The 19,819-nt window shown below is 64.4% G+C and carries 17 protein-coding genes; 8 read left to right on the top strand and 9 right to left on the bottom strand.

The window, feature by feature from the left end:
* Nucleotides 1-37: 37 nt before the first annotated feature.
* Together FJ967_RS12300 and FJ967_RS12295 are read left to right on the top strand one after the other, a co-directional pair.
* Nucleotides 38-793 carry a DUF4239 domain-containing protein gene (locus FJ967_RS12300; RefSeq protein ID WP_140732005.1) on the top strand — a complete coding sequence of 252 codons (756 nt, stop codon included), beginning with the start codon at nt 38-40 and terminating at the stop codon, nt 791-793.
* 53 nt (nt 794-846) lie between these two features.
* Nucleotides 847-1,161 carry a hypothetical protein gene (locus FJ967_RS12295; protein WP_140731969.1) on the top strand — a complete coding sequence of 105 codons (315 nt, stop codon included), beginning with the start codon at nt 847-849 and terminating at the stop codon, nt 1,159-1,161.
* 33 nt (nt 1,162-1,194) lie between these two features.
* On the opposite strand, the gene FJ967_RS12290 is transcribed toward FJ967_RS12295, so the two are convergent.
* Complete coding sequence (locus tag FJ967_RS12290; RefSeq protein WP_140731968.1) at nt 1,195-3,864, bottom strand: UvrD-helicase domain-containing protein; 2,670 nt, start codon at nt 3,862-3,864, stop codon at nt 1,195-1,197.
* 275 nt (nt 3,865-4,139) lie between these two features.
* Between FJ967_RS12290 and FJ967_RS12285 the strand changes: the two genes are divergently transcribed.
* Nucleotides 4,140-6,455, top strand: a complete 2,316-nt coding sequence (locus FJ967_RS12285) for a glucose/quinate/shikimate family membrane-bound PQQ-dependent dehydrogenase (protein ID WP_140731967.1) — start codon at nt 4,140-4,142, stop codon at nt 6,453-6,455.
* 34 nt (nt 6,456-6,489) lie between these two features.
* On the opposite strand, the gene FJ967_RS12280 is transcribed toward FJ967_RS12285, so the two are convergent.
* Together FJ967_RS12280 and FJ967_RS33355 are read right to left on the bottom strand one after the other, a co-directional pair.
* Complete coding sequence (locus FJ967_RS12280; RefSeq protein ID WP_056573171.1) at nt 6,490-6,927, bottom strand: hypothetical protein; 438 nt, start codon at nt 6,925-6,927, stop codon at nt 6,490-6,492.
* Nucleotides 6,928-6,936: 9 nt separating this feature from the next.
* The gene (locus FJ967_RS33355; RefSeq protein ID WP_181175804.1) at nt 6,937-7,092 is read right to left on the bottom strand and encodes a hypothetical protein; all 156 of its coding nucleotides are present in this window, start codon (nt 7,090-7,092) and stop codon (nt 6,937-6,939) included.
* A gap of 260 nt (nt 7,093-7,352) precedes the next feature.
* Between FJ967_RS33355 and FJ967_RS12275 the strand changes: the two genes are divergently transcribed.
* The gene (locus FJ967_RS12275; protein ID WP_140731966.1) at nt 7,353-8,240 is read left to right on the top strand and encodes a dienelactone hydrolase family protein; all 888 of its coding nucleotides are present in this window, start codon (nt 7,353-7,355) and stop codon (nt 8,238-8,240) included.
* 6 nt (nt 8,241-8,246) lie between these two features.
* Here FJ967_RS12275 and FJ967_RS12270 read toward each other — a convergent pair whose 3' ends face one another.
* The 3 genes from FJ967_RS12270 to FJ967_RS12260 form a co-directional block, all read right to left on the bottom strand.
* Entirely contained in the window at nt 8,247-8,693 is a 447-nt protein-coding gene (locus FJ967_RS12270) for a response regulator (RefSeq protein WP_140731965.1), read from the bottom strand.
* Nucleotides 8,690-9,838, bottom strand: a complete 1,149-nt coding sequence (locus FJ967_RS33950; RefSeq protein WP_140731964.1) for a histidine kinase dimerization/phosphoacceptor domain -containing protein — start codon at nt 9,836-9,838, stop codon at nt 8,690-8,692. Before FJ967_RS33950 ends, FJ967_RS12270 begins: the two co-directional genes overlap by 4 nt.
* A gap of 143 nt (nt 9,839-9,981) precedes the next feature.
* The gene (locus tag FJ967_RS12260; RefSeq protein WP_140731963.1) at nt 9,982-10,887 is read right to left on the bottom strand and encodes a DMT family transporter; all 906 of its coding nucleotides are present in this window, start codon (nt 10,885-10,887) and stop codon (nt 9,982-9,984) included.
* 90 nt (nt 10,888-10,977) lie between these two features.
* Here FJ967_RS12260 and FJ967_RS12255 point away from each other — a divergent pair, with 90 nt between their 5' ends.
* Nucleotides 10,978-11,457, top strand: coding sequence for an Lrp/AsnC family transcriptional regulator (locus FJ967_RS12255; RefSeq protein WP_140731962.1), 480 nt, complete (start codon nt 10,978-10,980; stop codon nt 11,455-11,457).
* Between the two features lie 46 nt (nt 11,458-11,503).
* On the opposite strand, the gene FJ967_RS12250 is transcribed toward FJ967_RS12255, so the two are convergent.
* Both FJ967_RS12250 and FJ967_RS12245 read right to left on the bottom strand, forming a co-directional pair.
* Nucleotides 11,504-11,701 (bottom strand): hypothetical protein, encoded by a 198-nt coding sequence (locus tag FJ967_RS12250; protein ID WP_140731961.1) that lies wholly within the window; start codon nt 11,699-11,701, stop codon nt 11,504-11,506.
* A gap of 229 nt (nt 11,702-11,930) precedes the next feature.
* Nucleotides 11,931-12,416, bottom strand: a complete 486-nt coding sequence (locus FJ967_RS12245; protein WP_140731960.1) for a thioesterase family protein — start codon at nt 12,414-12,416, stop codon at nt 11,931-11,933.
* 163 nt (nt 12,417-12,579) lie between these two features.
* On the opposite strand from FJ967_RS12245, the gene FJ967_RS12240 reads away from it, so the two are divergent.
* Together FJ967_RS12240 and FJ967_RS12235 are read left to right on the top strand one after the other, a co-directional pair.
* Entirely contained in the window at nt 12,580-13,995 is a 1,416-nt protein-coding gene (locus FJ967_RS12240; RefSeq protein ID WP_140731959.1) for an FAD-linked oxidase C-terminal domain-containing protein, read from the top strand.
* A 95-nt stretch (nt 13,996-14,090) separates the two neighbouring features.
* Nucleotides 14,091-14,609, top strand: coding sequence for a hypothetical protein (locus FJ967_RS12235; RefSeq protein ID WP_140731958.1), 519 nt, complete (start codon nt 14,091-14,093; stop codon nt 14,607-14,609).
* A gap of 28 nt (nt 14,610-14,637) precedes the next feature.
* On the opposite strand, the gene FJ967_RS12230 is transcribed toward FJ967_RS12235, so the two are convergent.
* Nucleotides 14,638-15,624 carry a Dyp-type peroxidase gene (locus tag FJ967_RS12230; RefSeq protein ID WP_140731957.1) on the bottom strand — a complete coding sequence of 329 codons (987 nt, stop codon included), beginning with the start codon at nt 15,622-15,624 and terminating at the stop codon, nt 14,638-14,640.
* Nucleotides 15,625-15,757: 133 nt separating this feature from the next.
* Here FJ967_RS12230 and FJ967_RS12225 point away from each other — a divergent pair, with 133 nt between their 5' ends.
* Nucleotides 15,758-19,729, top strand: a complete 3,972-nt coding sequence (locus tag FJ967_RS12225; protein ID WP_140731956.1) for an AsmA family protein — start codon at nt 15,758-15,760, stop codon at nt 19,727-19,729.
* Nucleotides 19,730-19,819: the final 90 nt, after the last annotated feature.

The following is a 19,819-nucleotide window of genomic DNA, read 5'->3' as shown; positions in this document are numbered from 1 at the left end:
ATTGGCAATTGGTGCGTCCCGTGCAGAAATGCGGTTCATGCGCGAAGCCTTGATCGCATTGGTGATTTTCCTGTGCCTGGCGGCGTCGGCGTTCGCCAGCATGACGATCTGGCCGAGATTGCCGGCCAGGCATCGTGATGACGACACGAACACGGTGGTTCGGCTCGCCGCCAATCTGTTCGGGGTCATGACCTCGCTGATACTCGGCCTGATGATCAACTCGGCCAAGAACACCTTCGAATCGATCGACCACAACGTGCACGCCTATGCGACGGAGCTGATCCTGCTCGACAGGACCTTGCGCCAGTATGGCCCGCAGACCGACGCGGTGCGCCAACCGTTGGTCGCCTATGTGCAGCGGGTGGTGGACACCTCGTCACAAAACAGCGAAACGACCATCGCCGCCAATCAGCTTTCCGAACGCTTGCTGACGGAGATTGGCGTGCGGCTGAATGGCCTGACCGCTCCCGACGCTCTACACGGTTCCCTTTTGCAGGACGGACGCCAGCGCCTGCAGAAGGTGCTGGAACTGCGCTGGGTCCTGGTCGAGCAGTCGGAAGGCACGATTCCCTGGCCGCTGATCGCCATGCTGGTTACCTGGCTGGCGCTGATCTTCGCCAGTTTCGGGTTCAGGGCACCGAAGAACACAATCACCGCCGGAACCCTTATGGTGTCGGCCGCGCTGATTGCCGGGGCGATCTACCTGATCCTGGACATGGATGTGGCGTTCTCCGGACCCATCCAGATTTCGGCGGCGCCGCTGGAAAGGGCATTGGCGGAATTGCAGCGATGAGGCGGAACCGGCGGCATTCCCAGGCATTCATGGGAATAACCACGGAGGACGACATGGGTTTCGACCAGTATCACGAGCCGCCTGAAGAACTGTCGCAGAAGGTGCGGACCTTCGCCCGCATGATCACCTCGCTTATCGAGGAGGCGGAAGCGATAAGCTGGTACGAACAGCGCATGTCGGTTGAAAAGGACCCGCAGGCCAAGGCTATCATGAAGAATGCGCAGAGCGAGGAGTTCAAGCATTTCGGCATGGACCTCGAATTCCTGCTGCGCCAGAAGGCCGACTGGCGCACGGAACTGAAGGAAATCCTGTTCACGACGGGAGATATCGTGAAGGCCGGCGAGCGGGGCGAGAAGAAGGTGGATTGAGGCGGTTCGCCAGCTTTCCAGCCAAGCAGAAACTCACACCCCGCTAACAAACCCGTCCAGTACGCGTTTCTGGCCGGCCTTGTCGAAGTCGATGGTCAGCTTGTTGCCTTCGATGGCTGATATGTTGCCGTTGCCAAATTTCTGGTGGAAGACGCGGTCGCCGACGCTGAAGGCGGAGGGCTTGTCGGCGACGGATTTGGCGACCAGTTCGCCTTCGATGGTGCGGCCTTTCACGCTGGTGCGGCCGGCTCCGTAGCCGGAATCCGTCTCGCCATAGCCGATGCGCTCGACCTGATGGCCGGAGCGCGTGCCCCAGTTGCGGTCGGTCGCCTCGGTGCGGTTGGCCTGCGCGCGCTGCCAGCCCGGCGTCGAATAGGTGTTGGCGAAAGCACCGGATTTTTCCGCGCCGACATTGTCGAAGCGCGAGGCGCCGTAGGGGTTCTGCCGTCCCGCGCCCTGGCCGCCGCGGCCGGAGGCGAAGGAGCCGCCGCCATAGGGATTGCCGTAGCCGCCATAGGAATTGCCGGCCTCGGCGATTTCGACATGGGCTTCCGGCAGTTCATCGAGGAAGCGCGACGGGATGGTCGATTGCCAGAGACCGTGGATGAGGCGGTTTGAGACGAACCAGAGGTGCAGGTTCTTCTTGGCCCGTGTCAGGCCGACATAGGCGAGGCGGCGCTCTTCCTCCAGCCCGGAGCGACCGCCTTCATCGAGCGCGCGCTGGTGGGGAAAGAGGCCTTCCTCCCAGCCGGGCAGGAAGACGGTGTCGAATTCGAGCCCCTTGGCCGAATGCAGCGTCATGATGGAGACGGCGTCGAGACCGGCATTCTGCTCGGCGTCCATGACCAGCGCGACATGTTCGAGGAAGGAGCGGAGCGATTCGTACTCCTCCATGGAGCGGACCAGTTCCTTGAGGTTCTCCAGCCGGCCGGGCGCTTCCGCCGAACGGTCGTTCTTCCACATGTCGGTGTAGCCGCTCTCTTCGAGAATGGTCTCGGCGAGTTCGGTGTGTGGGGTGTTTTCCAGCGCCTTCTGCCAGCGCTCGAAATTGGCCGCGACCTCGCGCAGCGCCGCGCGCGGTTTCGGCTTCAGCTCGTCGCTCTCGGCCAGCGTTGCCGCCGCCTCCAGCATCGGGATGCGAAGCCCGCGCGCCGTGTCGTGGATCTGGCGGATGGTGGCTTCGCCGAGGCCGCGCTTGGGCACATTGACGATGCGCTCGAAGGCGAGATCGTCGGTGCCGTTGGCGACGACGCGGAAGAAGGCCAGCGCGTCGCGGATTTCCATGCGCTCGTAGAAGCGCGGGCCGCCGATGACGCGGTAGTTGAGGCCGAGCGTGATGAACCGGTCCTCGAAGGCGCGCATCTGGAAGGACGCGCGCACCAGGATCGCCATGTCGTTGAGATTGTGCTTGTCGCGCTGGTAGGCTTCGATGGTCTCGCCTATGGCGCGGGCTTCCTCCTCGGAATCCCATGCGGCGTGGACGTTCACCTTGCCGTCCTCGGGATCGTTGCGGTCGGTGAACAGCGTCTTGCCGAAACGGCCCTCATTGTGGGCGATGAGATGGGACGCGGCGCCAAGGATGTGGGCGGTCGAGCGGTAGTTGCGCTCCAGCCGGATGATGGTGGCGCCGGGAAAATCCTTGTCGAAGCGCAGGATGTTGTCGACCTCGGCGCCGCGCCAGCCATAGATCGACTGGTCGTCGTCGCCGACACAGCAGATGTTGACTTTGTTTTCGCTCACGGGCTGTTCCGCGCCTGCCGGCGCGGGCCCTCCGCGAGGGCCTCGCAAAGGCTCGGACGCCCGGTCGGGCTTGCGGCCTTCGGCCGTTCGCAGATCGGTCGAAGTGTATGACGATCGCCCGGCATCCGGCCTTTGCGCCAAGAGCCGCAGCCACATGTATTGCGCGGTGTTGGTGTCTTGGTACTCGTCGACGAGTATGTATTTGAAGCGCCGGTGATAGTCCTTCAGCACGTCGGGATTGGCGCGGAAGATGCGGATCGGGTGATAGAGCAGGTCGCCGAAATCGCAGGCGTTGAGCGTCTGCAGCCGCTCCTGGTAGGCCTTGTAGAGCTCGCGGCCCTTGCCGTTGGCGAAGGCGCGCGCATCGCCCTCGGCGATATCGGCCGGGCCCTGGCCCTTGTTCTTCCAGCCGTCGATCATCTGGGCGAACTGTTTGGCGGGCCAGCGCTTGTCGTCGAGACCCTCGGCCTGGATCAGCTGCTTGATCAGCCGCACGACGTCGTCGGTGTCGAGAATGGTGAAGTCGGATCTCAGGCCGGCAAGCTCGGCGTGACGGCGCAGCAGCTTCACGCCGATCGAGTGGAAGGTGCCGAGCCACGGCATGCCTTCGACATTGCCTTCGCCGATCAGCGTGCCGATGCGGTGCTTCATCTCGCGCGCCGCCTTGTTGGTGAAGGTCACGGCGAGAATCTGCGATGGGAAAGCCCTGCCTGTGGCCAGGATATGGGCGATGCGGGTGGTCAGCACGCGTGTCTTGCCGGTACCGGCGCCGGCGAGCACCAGAACCGGGCCCTCCGTGGTTTCCACCGCCAGCCGCTGCTCGGGGTTCAGGCCCCTGAGATAGTCGGGCGCATTGTTCTGGCCGCCGCGGGCAGCCATGGCGCGCGCGGCAATGCCCGACGGGGCCGTGGGCCGCGCATTGGGTTCGTCGAAAAAGGGCATGTCTTCGGAAAAGCCGGACATTTCCCCCGAATGTAGTGATTCGGCAGGGAAAGACCAGAACTGTCTACGTTTTGTTCCGGTAAAGTGCCTTATACCGCCACCCGAGCGGTGTGTCGGCAGCCATTGCGAACAATCGCGGGCGCAACGAGCTTGCCGCCGCCGGCCCGTGACCTATGCTTGACAGGTAAGGCCGCCGGGAGAAAGTTGTGCTGGGAGCAGCACGCAATGCCGGGTTGCCCAAAGGCCGCCCCAGGACGGGCAATAGTGGGGCGCGCAACAGTCGAAGGAGTATCATCTTGGCTGTCACCATCACCTCCCTCATCCTTTTCCTCATTGGCCTGGCGCTTGGCGCCGGCGGCATCTGGTTGGCTTCGCTGGGCGGCAGTTGGTACTATATCATCGTCGGCCTCGCCTTCCTGATTGCTGCCTGGCTGCTCTACCGGCGCCGTTCCACGGCGCTCTGGCTCTACGCGGCGATCGTGCTCGGCACGCTGGCCTGGGCGGTGTGGGAGACCGGTTTCGACTGGTGGGAACTCGGCCCGCGCGGCGGCATCATCGTGCTGGTGGCGCTGTGGCTGCTGACGCCATGGGCGCGGCGCGGGCTTGCCGGCCCCGACGGGCGCGCGCCGTTGATCCTGGCCGTGCTGGCATCGCTGGCGGTCGCGGGCTATTCGATGACCACGGATCCGAAAGACATCGGAGGCACGCTCGACACCGACAAGGTGGTTCCCAACGCCAATCTCGGCGGCGATGTGCCGGCTGGCGAATGGCACTATTACGGGCGCACGCAGTTCGGCCAGCGCTATTCGCCGCTCGACCAGATCACACCCGACAATGTCGCCAACCTGCAGCCCGCCTGGACCTACCGCACAGGGGACGTCAAGGGTCCGGACGATGTCGGCGAGACCACCTACCAGGTGACGCCGCTCAAGGTGGGCGACACGCTCTATCTCTGCACGCCGCACAATTTCGCCATCGCCGTCGATGCGGCGACCGGCAAGGAGAAGTGGCGCTACGACCCCAAGATCAAGCTCGACAAGGACCGCCAGCACCAGACCTGCCGGGGCGTGTCCTACTACGCCGACGCGGCGGGCGCCTCCGGCCAGCCTTGCGCCAGCCGTGTCTACCTGCCGACGTCGGACGCGCGGCTGATCGCGCTCGACGCTGCCACCGGGCAGGTTTGCCCCGCCTTCGCCGAGGGCGGCACACTCAATCTCATGACCAACATGCCCTATCCGAAGTCGGGCTATTACTATTCGACCTCGGCGCCGCTGATCGCGGGCGGCAAGATCATCGTCGGCGGCGCGGTCAACGACAATTATTCGACGCAGGAGCCCTCCGGCGTCATCCGCGCCTATGACGCCGGCACCGGAAAATTGCTGTGGAACTGGGATTCCGGCAATCCGGACCAGACGGTGCCGCTGGCGCCGGGCCAGACCTACACCGCCAATTCGCCCAACATGTGGTCGACGCCGAGCGCCGACGAGAAGCTCGGCCTGCTCTATGTGCCGCTCGGCAACCAGACGCCGGACCAGCTCGGCATGGGCCGTAGCGCCAATGTGGAGAAATTCTCCTCCTCGATCACCGCGCTCGACCTCAACACCGGGCAACTGAAATGGGTGCGCCAGACGGTGCACCATGACCTGTGGGACATGGACGTGCCGGCGCAACCGAGCCTGATCGACATCACCAAGGCCGACGGCAGCGTGGTGCCGGCACTCGTCGGGCCGACCAAGCAGGGCGACCTCTATGTGCTCGACCGGCGCACCGGCGAGCCGGTGATCGCGGTCAACGAAGTGCCGGCGCCTGGCGGCGCGATCGAAGGCGACCACACGTCACCGACGCAGCCGGTTTCCGATCTCACCTTCATGCCGAAGCCGCTGACAGGCGCCGACATGTGGGGCATCACCATGTTCGACCAGCTGGCCTGCCGGATCGAATTCCAGGGCCTGCGCTACGAGGGCCGTTACACGCCGCCCTCCGTGCAGGGGTCGCTGATCTATCCCGGCAATTTCGGCACCTTCAACTGGGGTGGGGTGGCGGTCGACCCGGTGCGGCAGGTGATGTTCGGCATGCCGACCTATCTGGCATTCAAGTCGCGGCTCGTCCCGCGCGACCAGGTGCCGCCGCCGGATGGCGGGCGCGGCAGCGAACAGGGGCTGAATCGCAACGAGGGCGCTCCCTATGCCGTGGTGATGGGGCCGTTCCTGTCGCCGCTCGGCATTCCCTGCCAGGCGCCGCCCTGGGGCTATGTCGCCGGCGCCGATCTGAGGACAGGACAGATCGCCTACAAGCACCGCAACGGTACCGTCTACGACATGACGCCGTTGCCGCTGCCGCTGAAGGTCGGCGTGCCCGGCATCGGTGGGCCGATGATCACCGCCGGAGGCGTCGCCTTCCTCGGAGCGGCGGTCGACGATTATCTGCGTGCCTACGACCTGACGTCAGGCAAGCAACTCTGGCAGGCGCGACTGCCGGCCGGCGGCCAATCGACGCCGATGACCTATACGGTCGCCGACGGGCGCCAGTTCGTGGTCATCGTCGCCGGCGGCCATGGCTCGGTTGGCACCAAGCCCGGCGATTATGTGATGGCCTACGCGCTGCCGAAATAACCGGGCGACGTTGCCGGGCTTGGCGAGGTTGCGGTCAGCCGAGCCCGAGATGGCTCTTCAGGCTCGGCACGGAGCCCAGCACCTGGTTGGTCAGATCGGGGCCTGCCGCGGCCTCGGCCTGCTGGACAAGCGTTTCGCCGGCCTTCTGGATCTGCGCCAGGTCGAGGCCGGAGGCCTTGAGCGCGGCCAGGCCGTTGACCAGCGCGCCCGCCTTTTCGCCGAGCACGCCGCCAAGCGCGCCCTGCAGCGAGGACAGGAAACCGCCGCCGCCGCCGGCAGGGGCGGCGGCCATGACGTCATATTTCTGCGCCAGCGCGTCGGCGCCGGGAATCTTGGCGAAAAAAGAGGAAGCGCTGGTGCCTTCCGCCTCGTGCTCGAGCACCGAGAAAATGGTGCCGACGACTTTTTCCGTCGTCGCCTGGTCGAGACCGGCCTTTTGCGAGACGGTGTTCACGATGTCCTGTACGTCCATGACTTCACCTCAACCTTGGATTTTGTTGTTTGCGCGGATTGGCCGGCGGCTGCGAACCTTGACCATGGACCTGCGGCTCGCGGCGACAAATGCCGCGCGCATCGCCAGAATGATGGCTGCGGCAACCATGAAGGCGGTTGCCAGGATCGGCGAGGTCATGGTCATCTCGATCGCTCCTTCGGGACCGTTGCCGCCGGACGGGGCGGCCGATCAGCAAGTTTCGCCTACTATTGTGGCAGCGCCACCAATTTATCGCCGATGACGAAAACGTGATGATCCACGGACCGATGCGGATCGCGGCGCAAGGCGTCATCGGGCCGTGACTGGACGGTGCCAGGCACGCCTCTATCTTGGGAATGGCCCAGACACTGAAGACGGCACTGAAGACGACACCGAAAATCGACACAGCGAGATCGAGGAAGCCCATGACCGACGTCACCACGAAGCCTGTCATCACCCAGGCGATGATCGATGCCTATGACGAGTACACGCATCTGACGCTGGATCGCCGCCGCTTCATGGAGCAACTGACCAGGCTTGCAGGATCGGGCGCGGCGGCGGCCGCGATCGCGCCGATGCTGGCGGCGAACTCGGCCCAGGCGGCAATCATGGCCGAGACCGATGCCCGCGTGAAGGGTGAGGACATCACCTATCCCGGCAGCGGCGGCGAGATGAAGGGCTATCTGGTCAAACCGGCGAACCAGACCGGCAAGCTCGGCACGGTCATCGTCATCCATGAAAACAGGGGGCTCAATCCGCATATCCGCGACATTGCCCGGCGCGTCGCGCTGGAGGGATTCGTGGCGCTCGCGCCCGATTTCCTGTCGCCGCTCGGCGGCACACCCGCCGACGAGGACAAGGCGCGCGACCTGTTCTCGAAACTCGATCCGGCACAGACCATCGCCAATGGCGTGGCGACGATCGCCTTCCTGAAGGCCGACAAGGACGGCAATGGCAAGGTCGGTGCCATCGGTTTCTGCTGGGGCGGCGGCACAGCCAACATGCTGGCCGTCAATGCGCCCGACCTATCCGCCAGCGTCGCCTATTACGGCATGCAGCCGAAGGCCGCCGACGCGTCGAGAATCAAGGCTGCGCTGCTACTGCACTATGGCGGCCTCGACGAGCGTATCAATGCCGGCATCGATGCCTTCAAGAAGGAACTCGACGCTGCCCATGTCGAATACACGGTCTATGTCTACGAGGGCGCCAACCATGCCTTCAACAACGACACTTCTGCGGCGCGCTACGACAAGAAGGCGGCCGATCTGGCCTGGGGCAGGACCATCGCCTTCCTGAAGCAGAAACTGGCCTGACCCCCGTCACGTCGCCGGCGCCCAGACCGTCTCGAAGGCCGGCGACAGGGTGAAGCCCGCCGGACGTTCCGATTTCGGCGGCGGGCGCCGCACGCCTTCCTGCAGGTAGCGCAAGGCGGAGGTCACGCCATTCATCGTATAGGGCTTGGCGATGACGCCGATCGCGCCGGCGAAATGATCCGGAATGCGCTTCGGATTGGCGGTCATGAACACCACCATCGCATTCTTCCTGTTGCCGATATATTCGGCGACATCGACGCCGGTCGGGCCGTCGGTCAGGTGGATGTCGACAAAGGCGATGTCGGCGCGCGTCGAATCGACCACTTCCCTTGCTTCGGCCAGGGATGTCGCCCAGCCCACCACGCTGTGGCCGGCGTCTTCGACCAGGCTTTCAAGTTCCATGGCCAGCAGCGCCTCGTCCTCTACGATCAGGACCTTGAGTGGTTCAATCATGACGGATCCCCTTTGTGCTGCGGCCCGTTGGGCATCGAAATGACGACGCGGGTGCCAGGACCGGCATCGCGCCATTCGATGTCGGCGCGCAGTTGGCGGGCAAGCGACTTGATCAGCCGCATGCCGAAAGAAGCGTCGGCATTGGCATCGGCCATGCCGACGCCGTCATCCGAGACCTCGATGTTCAAATGGCCGTCCGGCTGGCTCATCTTGATGCCAAGCCTGCCCGATCTCGTGCCGTCGGGCCCTTCCTTGAAGGCATGCTTCAGCGCGTTGGTGACGAGCTCGTTGACCATCAGCGCCACCGGCGTTGCCTTCTCGGCCGGAATGACGATGGGTTCGAGATCGAGTGTCGGACTGATTTCCGAACGTCCCGAAGCCGTAAGCAGGTCGGAGACGAGATCCCTGGCAAAGTCCGACACATCGAACTTGCTGACATCCTTGGACTGGTAGAGCCGGCGATGCACCGTGCTGAGCGCCTCGATGCGCTCCAGCATCGTTCCCAGCGAGCGTTTCAGGTTCTCGTCATTGATGGTGCGGCTCTGCATGAGGATGAGGGACGAGATCATCTGCAGATTGTTCTTCACGCGATGATCGACCTCGTGGAGAAGCGTGGTCTGCGCCTCGAGTGCTGCCTCGAGTTCCGCGGTGCGTTCCTTCACCGCCTTCTCGAAGCGATCCTTGTCCGCTGTGATGCGATGTTCCGAACGCTTGCGGTCCGAGACATCGAGCTGCGAGGCAAAGAAGAATTGCAGTTCGCCTTTGCCGTTGGAGACCGGGCTGATGTAGAGCGCGTTCCAGAAGGTCGAACCGTCCTTGCGGTAGTTCAGGATATCGACGCTGAGATCGTTTTCGCCTGCGATCGCGTCGCGTATCTGCGCGATTGCCGCCTTGTCGCTCTTTGGCCCCTGCAGAAACCGGCAGTTCTTGCCGATGATTTCGTGGCGCTCATAACCCGTCAGCCGCAGGAAGGCGTCGTTGGCGAAAACGATCGGATTGTCCTGCCGGCGCGGGTCGGTGATGATCATCGACATGCGCGTGGCGCGAATGGCCGCGGCGAAGGGATCGCCCTTGCCTTGCTCGACATGAAGGTCGTCGGTCATGTGCCATGCATCGGCCGGTTCCCTGGTCCGTTTCCACTCCATCGCGTCGCTCCAAGCCAATTTTCGTGGGGAGACAACGGCTCAAAGTCGGATTTGGTTCATTTTCGAGCGGCCTGCCGCAGTTCGTCGCAGGCTGGGAACCAAGCAAGGTTTTTTTCAACCGACTGAGAGGAAAAGCGATTTCTTCACGAGCCGGCCGAGCCCGGCTTGTGAAAGGCGACACCGGCAACAACCAGTGCGATGCCGAGGCAGTCGGCCGGCGTGGGGACCTGGCGCAGCACGACGACGCCGATCAGCGTCGCGGTCACGGGCAAAAGCGACAGCATCAGCGCGAAGCTGGCGCGCGGCAGCCGCGCCATGGCAAGCTGGTCGCAGACATAGGGGATGACGGACGAGCAGATGCCGACGCCGATGGCCGCGACGAGAAGCGGCGGCGAGAAAAAGGCGGGCAGGGCGTCGGTCAGGCCGATCGGGAGCACGACGAGGAAGGCCACCGCCATGGCGGCGCCAAGGCCGGCGATGCCGTCGCCGGCACCCGCGCGGGCAACGCGGTGGCCAAGCACGATGTAGCCGACGAAGAGCGCGCCGTTGAGGAAGGCCCAGAACAGCCCGACCGGGTCGCTCGACCATTTGACGTCGATCAACAACAAGGTGCCGGCGACGGCGACGGCAAGGGCGGCCAGATTGCGGGCGCTCCTGAGGCCGGCGAGCGCTATGCCGATCGTGCCGACGAATTCGATCGCTGCCACGAGCGAGATCGGCAGGCGGTCGAGCGCCTGGTAAAACGAGCAGTTCATCACGGCAAGGCATGCGCCGAAGGCCATCAACAGCAGGCGCGCCCGAGGAGCGGCATTGGCAAAGGTTCGCCAGGGGCGGGTCAGCGGCGCGAAGATCAGCGCAGCGGTGGCGATGCGCAGCCACGCCATGCCGAGCACGCCGACATGCGGGAAAAGCAGCACGGCGAAGGCCGGACCGAGATAGTGAAAGATGGCACTGACACAGAACCAGAGATGCGGCGGCATTCCTGTCGCCAGCCCGCCGAGGGCGGAGCGGGCGGGGTTGGCGGTGGAAGCTTGCGCTTGGTCGTTCATGCGATCAGTATCGCAGGCGTTTTCTACCAACTACATGGATGATGCCCAGCCCCTATGGCTAATTTCCTCGCTGAAGAAAGGGAAATCCAGGTGAAGCGCCTTCGAACCGAAAGTGCCGATCTCGATGCGGCGGATATGAAAATCCTGCGCCTGCTGGAAGAGGATGCGCGCATCTCCACCGCGGAACTGGCACGCTCTGTCGGCCTGTCGGCGCCGAGCGTGGCGGAGCGCGTCAAGCGGCTGCAGGAGAACGGCGTGATCGAGGCCTATCGCGTCAGGATCAACCCCGCCGCGCTTGGCCTGAAACTTTCGGCGTGGCTGCGCATCCGGCCGGTGCCGGGACAGTTGTCGGTCGTGGCCGGGATCATCCGTGGCCTGCCCGAGATCGCGCAATGCGACCGCGTGACCGGTGAAGACTGTTTCATCGCGCTGGCGCATGTCGCCTCGGTTGGCGAGCTCGAACGGATAATCGACCGCATCATCCCCTATGCGATGACCAATACGGCGATCATCCAATCGTCGCCGGTGGTCGCGCGCTCGCCGCTGGCGGCGGTGAAACGGCCAACGTAAGGTTGCGGGTCTCCAAAAGAGAGCGATCCAGGCCTGCCTGTCGGGGCTATGCGTGGCCGCGCTTGAGGCGGGCCTGCTTCAGGATGCTGCGCCAGCGAATCATGTCGAACGGAATCGGTTCGTTGTTGTTGGCGATATGAAAAATCTCGTTGTCGACATTCTTGAGCGAACGCCAGAAATCATAGTCCGATATGCGAGGATCAGCGGCCAGCCTGTCCACCTCGACCTTGATGTCGGTTTTCATGCACGTCCCTCGAACCGGCTTCGCCGCGCCGCCCGTCAACAACCCTTGGGCGGACGTTTTCGACCGCTTGTCTGAGTCGTTCAACGGCTCGATTGGCTTGTTCCCGTTAAAACCTCGGTAAGGTTAACGCGGCCGCGAGGGCGCTTCAAGCAGCGGCGCCGGCGGATTTGCGGGTCCGGTGATTTTGGATCGAGGGTGTGGCTTTGAAGCCAGGTCTCGTCGTCGAAGGCTAGCCCTGCTTGCGCTTGATGCCGATCGAACGGCCGGCCCGCTCGGGCATCGGCAGCACCGAATGCGCGGCGCGCATGGCTTCGATCCTGGCCAGCACATCGGCCGGGAAGGGCGCCACCTTCGGCCCCGACATGTCGACATGGAGCGACAGGGTCTCGGAGGTGGCGGCGAGCCAGCCGTCGACATGGCGGATCTCCTGATAAGCCCTGAGCCGCTTCTCGTCATGGTCGATGAGCTGGAAGGAGACCGTGACCTTGTGATCCAGATGCAGTTCCTGCACGTAACAGACATGGACTTCGGCGGTGTAGATGGTCAGCCGCCGCTCTTTCACGTAGTCCAGCCCCATGCCCATCGCCTCGAAGGCCGCGTCCGAGCAGCGGTCGAACAGCACGTTGTAGTAGGCCATGTTGAGGTGGCCGTTGTAATCGATCCAGTCCTTCTCGATGTCCATTGGCTTGGAGACGAAGGGGGCGGGGATGGGCATCGAAACTTCCTTGTTCTGGCGCTGGACAGCGCGTTGGCGCCGAGTGTCTTTGCATTCCGACGCAATTGCCAAGGGAAAACCGCTTCACACTTTTCCTGGAATTGCTTTAGGCATCCATACTCGCATAACAAGCGTGGACGCTGGTCCATTCGCGGAGGAATTCATGGCTCTGAGCGACCTCAATCCGGTCGAACGCAACGAGGAAGGCATCGCCGCCGTGCTCGGCATCCTCAAGCAGCGGCTGGGCGAGCGCTTCCAGACTGGCCAGGCCATCCGCTCGCAGCACGCGCATACGACCACCTATATCCCGACGCAAGCGCCGGACGGCGTCGCGTTTCCCGAGACGACGGCCGAGGTGCAGGAGATCGTGCGTACCTGCGCGGCGCACCGCGTGCCGGTGATCGCGTTCGGCGTCGGTTCCTCGCTCGAGGGCCACACCAATGCGCCGGGCGGCGGCATCTCAGTCGATACGTCGCGGATGAACCGGATCCTGGCAGTCAATCCGCAGGATCTGGATTGCACCGTCGAACCCGGCGTGACGCGCGAGGAGTTGAACCGGCATCTGCGCGACACCGGCCTGTTCTTTCCAATCGACCCCGGCGCCAACGCCTCGCTCGGCGGCATGGCGGCGACGCGGGCCTCTGGAACCAATGCGGTGCGCTACGGCACGATGCGCGAGAACGTGCTGTCGCTGACCGCCGTCATGGCTGACGGCGAGACGGTTACGACAGGCAAGCGGGCGAAGAAGAGTTCTGCCGGCTATGATTTGACCAGGTTGCTGGTCGGATCCGAAGGTACGCTAGGCATCATCACGGCGCTGACCTTGAAGCTGCAAGGCATTCCGCAGGCGATCTCGGGCGGCGTCTGCCCGTTCCCGAGCGTCGAAGCTGCCTGCAACGCGGTGATCGCGACGATCCAGATGGGCATTCCGGTGGCGCGCATCGAGCTGGTCAACGCGCTGCAGATGCGGGCCATGAAGAACTATTCGAAGCTGGACTATCCCGAAAGCCCGTGCCTGTTCGTGGAATTCCACGGCAGCGACGCGGGCGTTGCCGAACAGGCCGAGACATTCGGCATGATCGCCGAGGAAAATGGCGGCGGGCCGTTCCTGTGGACCAGTGTCGCCGAGGAGCGGACAAAACTGTGGAAGGCCAGGCACGACGCCTACTGGTCGTCGCTGACGCTGCGGCCGGGCGCCAAGGGCCTTTCGACCGATGTCTGCGTGCCGATCTCGCGCTTTGCCGAATGCGTCACCGAAACCGAAGCCGACATTGCCGAGATGGGGCTGATCGCGCCGATCGTCGGCCACGCCGGCGACGGCAATTTTCACGTTCTGGTGCTGATGGACGTCAACGATCCAAAGGAGATCGCGCTGTCGGAAAAATTCGTCGCGCGGCTCAATATGCGGGCGATCGCCATGGACGGGACCTGCACCGGCGAGCATGGCATCGGCCAGGGCAAGATCGGTTTCCTGCGCCATGAACTGGGCCACGGCGTCGATGTCATGCGCACGATCAAGCAGGCACTCGATCCGCAAAACATCATGAATCCGGGGAAGATCCTGCCTGGCGAAGGCTAAGGGCATGGCGAAGCGCGCGTCTTGACCGCGCCGCTATTCAGGCCGAGGCTCTGGCTGCCTGAAACAGACAGGCACGCCAGCGCAGGAGGAATGTCATGGCGATTTCCCGCAAGGAAGAAGCGCGCGCTCTCAGCACCGATGAGAAGGAACTGGTCGAGAAATCGCACCATCCGGCGGTACAGGAACTATCCGACGCCGACCTTTCCGGCCTGGTGAAGCTGCTGCGGGAGAGGCGCGACAAGGCGCAGACAGAGGCGCATCGCCGGCGGCGTGAGATGCGCGGCAAGGGCGCGGCAAAGGGCGCCGCGCCCTCAAAGGCCGACGGCGGCTCACAAGTGAAGCTCGCTGTGCTGGCGATGGCCATGCGGCGCCTGAACGGCGAGGCCGAACTGCGCCGCCAACTGGCGGCCCGCGTTTCCCTGGTCGACAATGCGCGCAAGGCGCTGGCCCTGAAGCAGAAAGCCCCCGACAATCCCGCGCACAATTCGCGCACGGCGCACAAGGGTATGCGGGCCGTGGCCAACCAGAAGGTTGCAAGCCTGGTTCGACCGGCCGAACTCGGCCGGCAGCGCAAGGCGGCCAAGGTGGCGCAGGCCAAGCGCGACGCGCGCTGAAGGGCAGGGCTGTCAACCGCCCTCGGTTTTACCGCGCGGCGGGCAGCCGCTCCTGCACGCCCTGGGCAAGGGTTTGCAGCAAGGGCCGCGTCGGCGCGAAGAAGGTGGTGCCGGTGTGCGGGGTCGAGAAATCCAGCAGCCGGTCGTAGGCGCCCGGCGGATCGCCGACATACATGCGCTGCAGCATCTTTTCGATGACCCAGAGATATCTGGAATAGCCGATGAAATAGGTGCCGAACTCGTTCTGGCCAGGCCTGCCGAACGGCATGTTGTCGCGCAATATGTCGTATTCGTTGCCGTCGGCGTCCTCGATCGTGGCCAGCGACTTGTGGGATTTGCGCAGTGCGTCGTCATCGTCGATTTCGATGTTGTCGATCTTGGTGCGGCCGATAATCGCTTCCTGCTCTGATGTCGGAATGCGCGCCCAGGCCTGCATGTCGTGCAGGTATTTCTGGACGACGACGTAGCTGCCGCCGGCAAAATCGGCATCCTCGTCATCGACCCGCGCCGAAGCAGGCAAGTCGAGGCCGGTGGGGTTCGCCGTGCCATCGACAAAGCCGAGCAAGTCGCGGGCATCGAAATAGCGAAAACCGGTGACTTCATCGACGACGGTCACACCGGAACCAAGCCTGTCGAGCAGGATACGCTCGAACTCGAAGCACATGTCGGGTCGTTCCGCGCGGATGTGGAAAAGCAGGTCGCCCGGCGTCGAAGGAGCCGAATGGACCGCGCCCTTGATCGGCGCGAACGATTTCAGCTCCAGCGGCCGCCGGCCGGGGCTGAGCCGGTCCCAGAGATCGCGGCCGATGCCTGATATGCACGACAGGCGCCCACCGAGATCGCGGAAGCCGACGGTCTTGACCAGGTCGTCGAGTTCGCCGAGCACGGAACAGACCCTGGCCAGGGACGGCTGGTCGCCGGCGACGGTCACGACGAGGAAAATCGCCGACTGCGAAAGCGGGGCATCGACACTCTGCGCATCGATCGGCACCCGGTCCCAGTTCTTGCCCGACATCCGAAAATCTCCGCTTGGTCCCGGATTTGTTTCAGATCGTCCGGGATGACGCAACACTGGATGAATTGCCTCTTTATCGACACGCGGATGCGGGTAGAGTGCGGAAGAATTTCAATAAACCTGTTCGGAGCTGATGCTCGCACGCCTGTTCGTGATTTTCGGTGGCCTTTTCGTGCTGGTGCTGTGCGCGGCGCTGGTGGTGCCGTATTTTGTCGACTGGACCGGCTACCGCGCCGATTTCGAGCGCGAGGCGAGCGCCATCCTCGGACGCAAGGTGACCGTGCAGGGCGATGCCACGGCGAGGCTGTTGCCGTTTCCCTCGGTGACCTTCTCCAATGTCGCCGTCGCGGGAGGTCCCAACGGCCAGCCGGCCATGACCGTCGAGACGTTTTCGATGGATGCCGAACTGGCACCCTTCCTGCGCGGCGAGGTGCTGATCTTCGACATGCGGCTGGTGCGGCCGAAGGCGACCATAGACATCGCTCCAGACGGGACCGTCGACTGGGCGATGCGCCCGTCCTCGCCCTTCGACCCCGGCCAGATCTCGATCGAGAAGCTGACCGTGACGGAGGGGCAGATCGAACTGCGCCATGAAGCCGGCGGCCGCAACCACACCTTTTCCGAGATCAACTCGACGATCTCGGCCAAGTCGCTGGCCGGCCCGTGGCGAATGGATGGCACGTTGCGGCTGGACGGGCTGCGCATGACGGTGGCGGCGTCTACCGGCAAGGCCGAGCCGTCCGGACAGATGCGGCTGCGGCTGAAGGCCGATCCCGACGCCTATCCGCTGGTCATCGAGACCGACGGCAATGCCGGCATCGTCAACGGCGCGGCTGTCTATGGCGGCCAGTTCAAGATCTCGGGCGCGGACAAGAATAGCGCCGAACTGCGCGGCAGCGATGGGGAAACGGTCAAGATCAGCACCGGCAAGCCCGATCCGGGATTCCGGCTCAACGGCAAGTTCTCGCTCGACCACCAGAAGCTCGGCATCGACGAATTCCGTTTCGAGACCGGTCCGCTCGACAATCCCTACACAGCCGACGGCAAGGCGTCGGTCGATCTCGGCCAGAAACCGAGCTTCGCCATCGAGGCCAATGGCGCGCAGGTGCAGTTCGACGAGGCGGTGGGGGCTCAAGCCGGCGCGGGCCTGACGCTGGACCAACGCATTGCCGGGCTCGAACAGGCGCTGCTCGATTTGCCGAAGCCGACGATTCCTGGAACCGTCGAGGTCAAGCTGCCGGCGGTGGTGGCCGGCGACACGACGGTGCGCGACGTCCATCTGTCGGCCGAGCCGGTCGATGACGGTTGGCTGGTGAAATCGCTCGCCGCGACCTTGCCTGGCCGCACCAAGCTGGAAGCCGACGGCAAGGTGATGCTCAACGTGCAGAGCCATTTCGGTTTCACCGGCTCGTTGCTGCTGGCGGTGTCGCAGCCTTCAGGGTTTGCGGCGTGGCTGTCGAAGGATGTCGACGAGGCGATCCGTCGTCTGCCGGCCGCCGGCTTCAAGGCCAAGGTTGATCTGTCGGCAAACCATCAGTCCTTCAGCGATCTCGAATTGATCCTCGGCAAGGCCAAGTTCTCCGGACGCATTGATTCCAGCCAACCCGACGACGCCAGACCATCGGTGCTGATGCGGCTGGAGGGCGGCGATCTCGATGTCGACGGGCTGGCCGCCTTCGCCTCGATTTTCGTCAGCGACAAGGGCGCCAACCGTTTCGCCGACCGCGACCTCGATTTCCAGATCAAAGCCGGGCCGGTCAGTGCCGGCGGCCTGACCGCCGACACGGTCGATACCGCGCTCAGACTGCGCGACGGACTGCTCGAAATCGACCGGTTGTCGGTCGGCGGGCTGGCCGGCGCCTCGATCAGCGCCACCGGCCGGATCAAGGATTTCCCGGCGAGCCCGACCGGCAAGCTCGACGCCTCGGTGGTCGCCGTCGACCTGAAACCGCTGATCGATGTCGCCGCGCAGCATTATCCGGACAATGCTGTGCTGAAGGGGCTGGCAAGCCGCGCCCAGGCCTATCCGGACCTGTTCCAGGATGCCCGCGTCGACCTCGTGGCGAGTGCCGCCGACAATGGCGACGGCACGACGGGGCTCGCGGTCAGCGGACAAGGCAAGGCCGGCGGATCGGCCTTTTCAGCCTCGCTGTCGGGGAAGGGCATGGCTGACAGATTGCCGGAGGCGCCGCTGACGCTGACCTTCAACGCCAAGAATCCCGACGCCACCGCGCTTCTGGCGCTTTACGGCCTGCCGGCGCTGCCGCTCGGCATGCTTGGCGAAGCAAGCACCGATATCCAGGCCAAGGGCACGATTGCCGGTGGTCTGGTGACGAGCTTCAGCCTTGCCGGCAACGACTTCAAGGCCGGCTTCGAGGGGACTGTCGCCGACACACCGCAAGGTCCGATCGCCAAGGGCAAGGTCAATCTCGACGCCACCGACATCGAGCCATGGCTGATGACGACGGGCATCGGCCTGCCCGGCATGGGCGCGGGCATGTCGACATCGATGGCCGCGCAGGCCGATTACGGCAACGGCCTGCTGGTGCTCTCCGGGCTCAACGGCGCCATCAACGAAGCTGCGGTGTCCGGCGACATCAACCTCGATGTGAAGCAAGGGGTCGACGGCAAGGCCGGCGTGCCGCATCTGGCAGGCGCGCTGGCGCTCGACGAACTCGACCTCGATCCGATGGCGGTGGCGCTGTTTGGCGATTCCGCCTTCCTCGTCGACAACAACGGGGCCGACAAGAGCGACAATACCGGCAAGAGTAATGGGGCCGGTGCGTGGCCCTCGGCCCCGTTCAGCCAGAAGTCCAGCCTGCCGTTCACCGCCGATCTCGACCTGACCACAGCATCGCTGGCCGCCGGCCCGTTCGCCACGGCCTATGACGCGGCCTTTTCGCTCAAGCTCGACCAGGAAGGGATTCGGGTCGCCGATCTCAAGGCCAAGTTCCTTGGCGGTGCGCTCTCCGGCCTGTTCGAGCTGAAGAACAATGAAGGCACGGGGCTCTTCACCGGGCAGATGAAACTGGCGGGGGCCGATCTGGCCAATGTGTTGCCGGATGCCGGCATCAGCGGAGCCAGCGATTTCTCGACGACGCTGTCGACCAGCGGCAAGTCGGTCGATGCCATGGTCGCGGCACTGTCGGGGTCCGGTACGGCGGCGCTGAGGGGCCTGCAGGTCGCCGGCGTCAACCCTGACGCGTTCAGCGCCTTCCTGGCCAAGGCGGACGCGATCGGCCGCGACATCGACGCCGCCAAGACCGCCGGCTTCGCGCCTGCGATCGCCGCGGACGGCAGCTTCGCCGCAGGAAATGCCGATGTCGCCTTCACGGTTGCAGGCGGGACGCTCAGAGCGCCGCCGATCAGCCTCGAAAATCCGGCGGCGACGTTGTCTGCCGACATTACGGCGGACCTCAACACCAGCACGGTTTCGGCCAAGGGCGCGGTCACCTATCGGCCCGGCGACGAGGCGCTGGTCGGCTCCGAGCCGGTCGTGAACTTTACCGCCGAGGGGCCGTTCGGTGCCGTGAAACGGCAGTTCGACAGTGAGCCGCTGGCGCAGTTCCTGACCCAGCGCGCATTGGAAAAAGAACAGCAACGCGTCGAGGCGATGCAGGCCGCGCTGCTCGAGAAACAGCGGCTGCGGCGCGAGGTGCGTTATTACGCGGCACTACAGGACGCCCGCGACAAGGCCGCCGAAGAATTGCGCCAACAGCAGGAAGCGGCGCGGCTGAAAGCAGAGGCCGACGCCAAGGCGAAAGCGGAAGCGCAGGCCCAGGCTGAGGCGGACGCGAAGGCGAAGGCCGATGCGGAAGCGAAAGCCAAGGCGGACGCCGACGCGAAAGCCAAGGCCGATGCCGAGGCCGCGGCGGAACAACAGGCGGCGGACGAGGCGGCCAAGGCGCAGGCCGAGCAGGAGCGCCAGAAAGCGGAGGAGGCGATGCGCATCGCTTCACAGGAAAAGGCCAGGCTCGAAGCCGAACGCAAGGCGGCGCAACAGGCGCCCAGGACCGAGCCGGCGCCCGCCAACGACAATCCGCCTCCGGCCAAGCCGAAGGCCAATCCGTTCACGGTCGACAACCTGTTGAAGTCTCTTCAGTAGGTAGGGAGTAGGGAGTAGGGAGTAGGGAGTAGGGAGTAGGGAGTAGGGAGTAGGGAGTAGGGAACTTGCGGTCACTGGCCGAGATCCCGC

This window comes from Mesorhizobium sp. B2-3-4 (assembly GCF_006442315.1).
In the GTDB taxonomy this organism is placed as follows: domain Bacteria; phylum Pseudomonadota; class Alphaproteobacteria; order Rhizobiales; family Rhizobiaceae; genus Mesorhizobium.
Note: the sequence above shows the minus strand (reverse complement) of the source record. Positions and strands in the feature narration are given on the sequence as shown.

Bases quoted from the DNA above. Each gene is read 5' to 3' on its own strand.
- FJ967_RS12300 (WP_140732005.1), top strand. From the start codon at position 38: ATGCGCGAAGCCTTGATCGCATTGGTGATTTTCCTGTGCCTGGCGGCG.
- FJ967_RS12295 (WP_140731969.1), top strand. From the start codon at position 847: ATGGGTTTCGACCAGTATCACGAGCCGCCTGAAGAACTGTCGCAGAAG.
- FJ967_RS12290 (WP_140731968.1), bottom strand. From the start codon at position 3,864: ATGTCCGGCTTTTCCGAAGACATGCCCTTTTTCGACGAACCCAATGCG.
- FJ967_RS12280 (WP_056573171.1), bottom strand. From the start codon at position 6,927: ATGGACGTACAGGACATCGTGAACACCGTCTCGCAAAAGGCCGGTCTC.
- FJ967_RS33355 (WP_181175804.1), bottom strand. From the start codon at position 7,092: ATGACCATGACCTCGCCGATCCTGGCAACCGCCTTCATGGTTGCCGCA.
- FJ967_RS12275 (WP_140731966.1), top strand. From the start codon at position 7,353: ATGACCGACGTCACCACGAAGCCTGTCATCACCCAGGCGATGATCGAT.
- FJ967_RS12270 (WP_140731965.1), bottom strand. From the start codon at position 8,693: ATGATTGAACCACTCAAGGTCCTGATCGTAGAGGACGAGGCGCTGCTG.
- FJ967_RS33950 (WP_140731964.1), bottom strand. From the start codon at position 9,838: ATGGAGTGGAAACGGACCAGGGAACCGGCCGATGCATGGCACATGACC.
- FJ967_RS12260 (WP_140731963.1), bottom strand. From the start codon at position 10,887: ATGAACGACCAAGCGCAAGCTTCCACCGCCAACCCCGCCCGCTCCGCC.
- FJ967_RS12250 (WP_140731961.1), bottom strand. From the start codon at position 11,701: ATGAAAACCGACATCAAGGTCGAGGTGGACAGGCTGGCCGCTGATCCT.
- FJ967_RS12245 (WP_140731960.1), bottom strand. From the start codon at position 12,416: ATGCCCATCCCCGCCCCCTTCGTCTCCAAGCCAATGGACATCGAGAAG.
- FJ967_RS12240 (WP_140731959.1), top strand. From the start codon at position 12,580: ATGGCTCTGAGCGACCTCAATCCGGTCGAACGCAACGAGGAAGGCATC.
- FJ967_RS12235 (WP_140731958.1), top strand. From the start codon at position 14,091: ATGGCGATTTCCCGCAAGGAAGAAGCGCGCGCTCTCAGCACCGATGAG.
- FJ967_RS12230 (WP_140731957.1), bottom strand. From the start codon at position 15,624: ATGTCGGGCAAGAACTGGGACCGGGTGCCGATCGATGCGCAGAGTGTC.
- FJ967_RS12225 (WP_140731956.1), top strand. From the start codon at position 15,758: ATGCTCGCACGCCTGTTCGTGATTTTCGGTGGCCTTTTCGTGCTGGTG.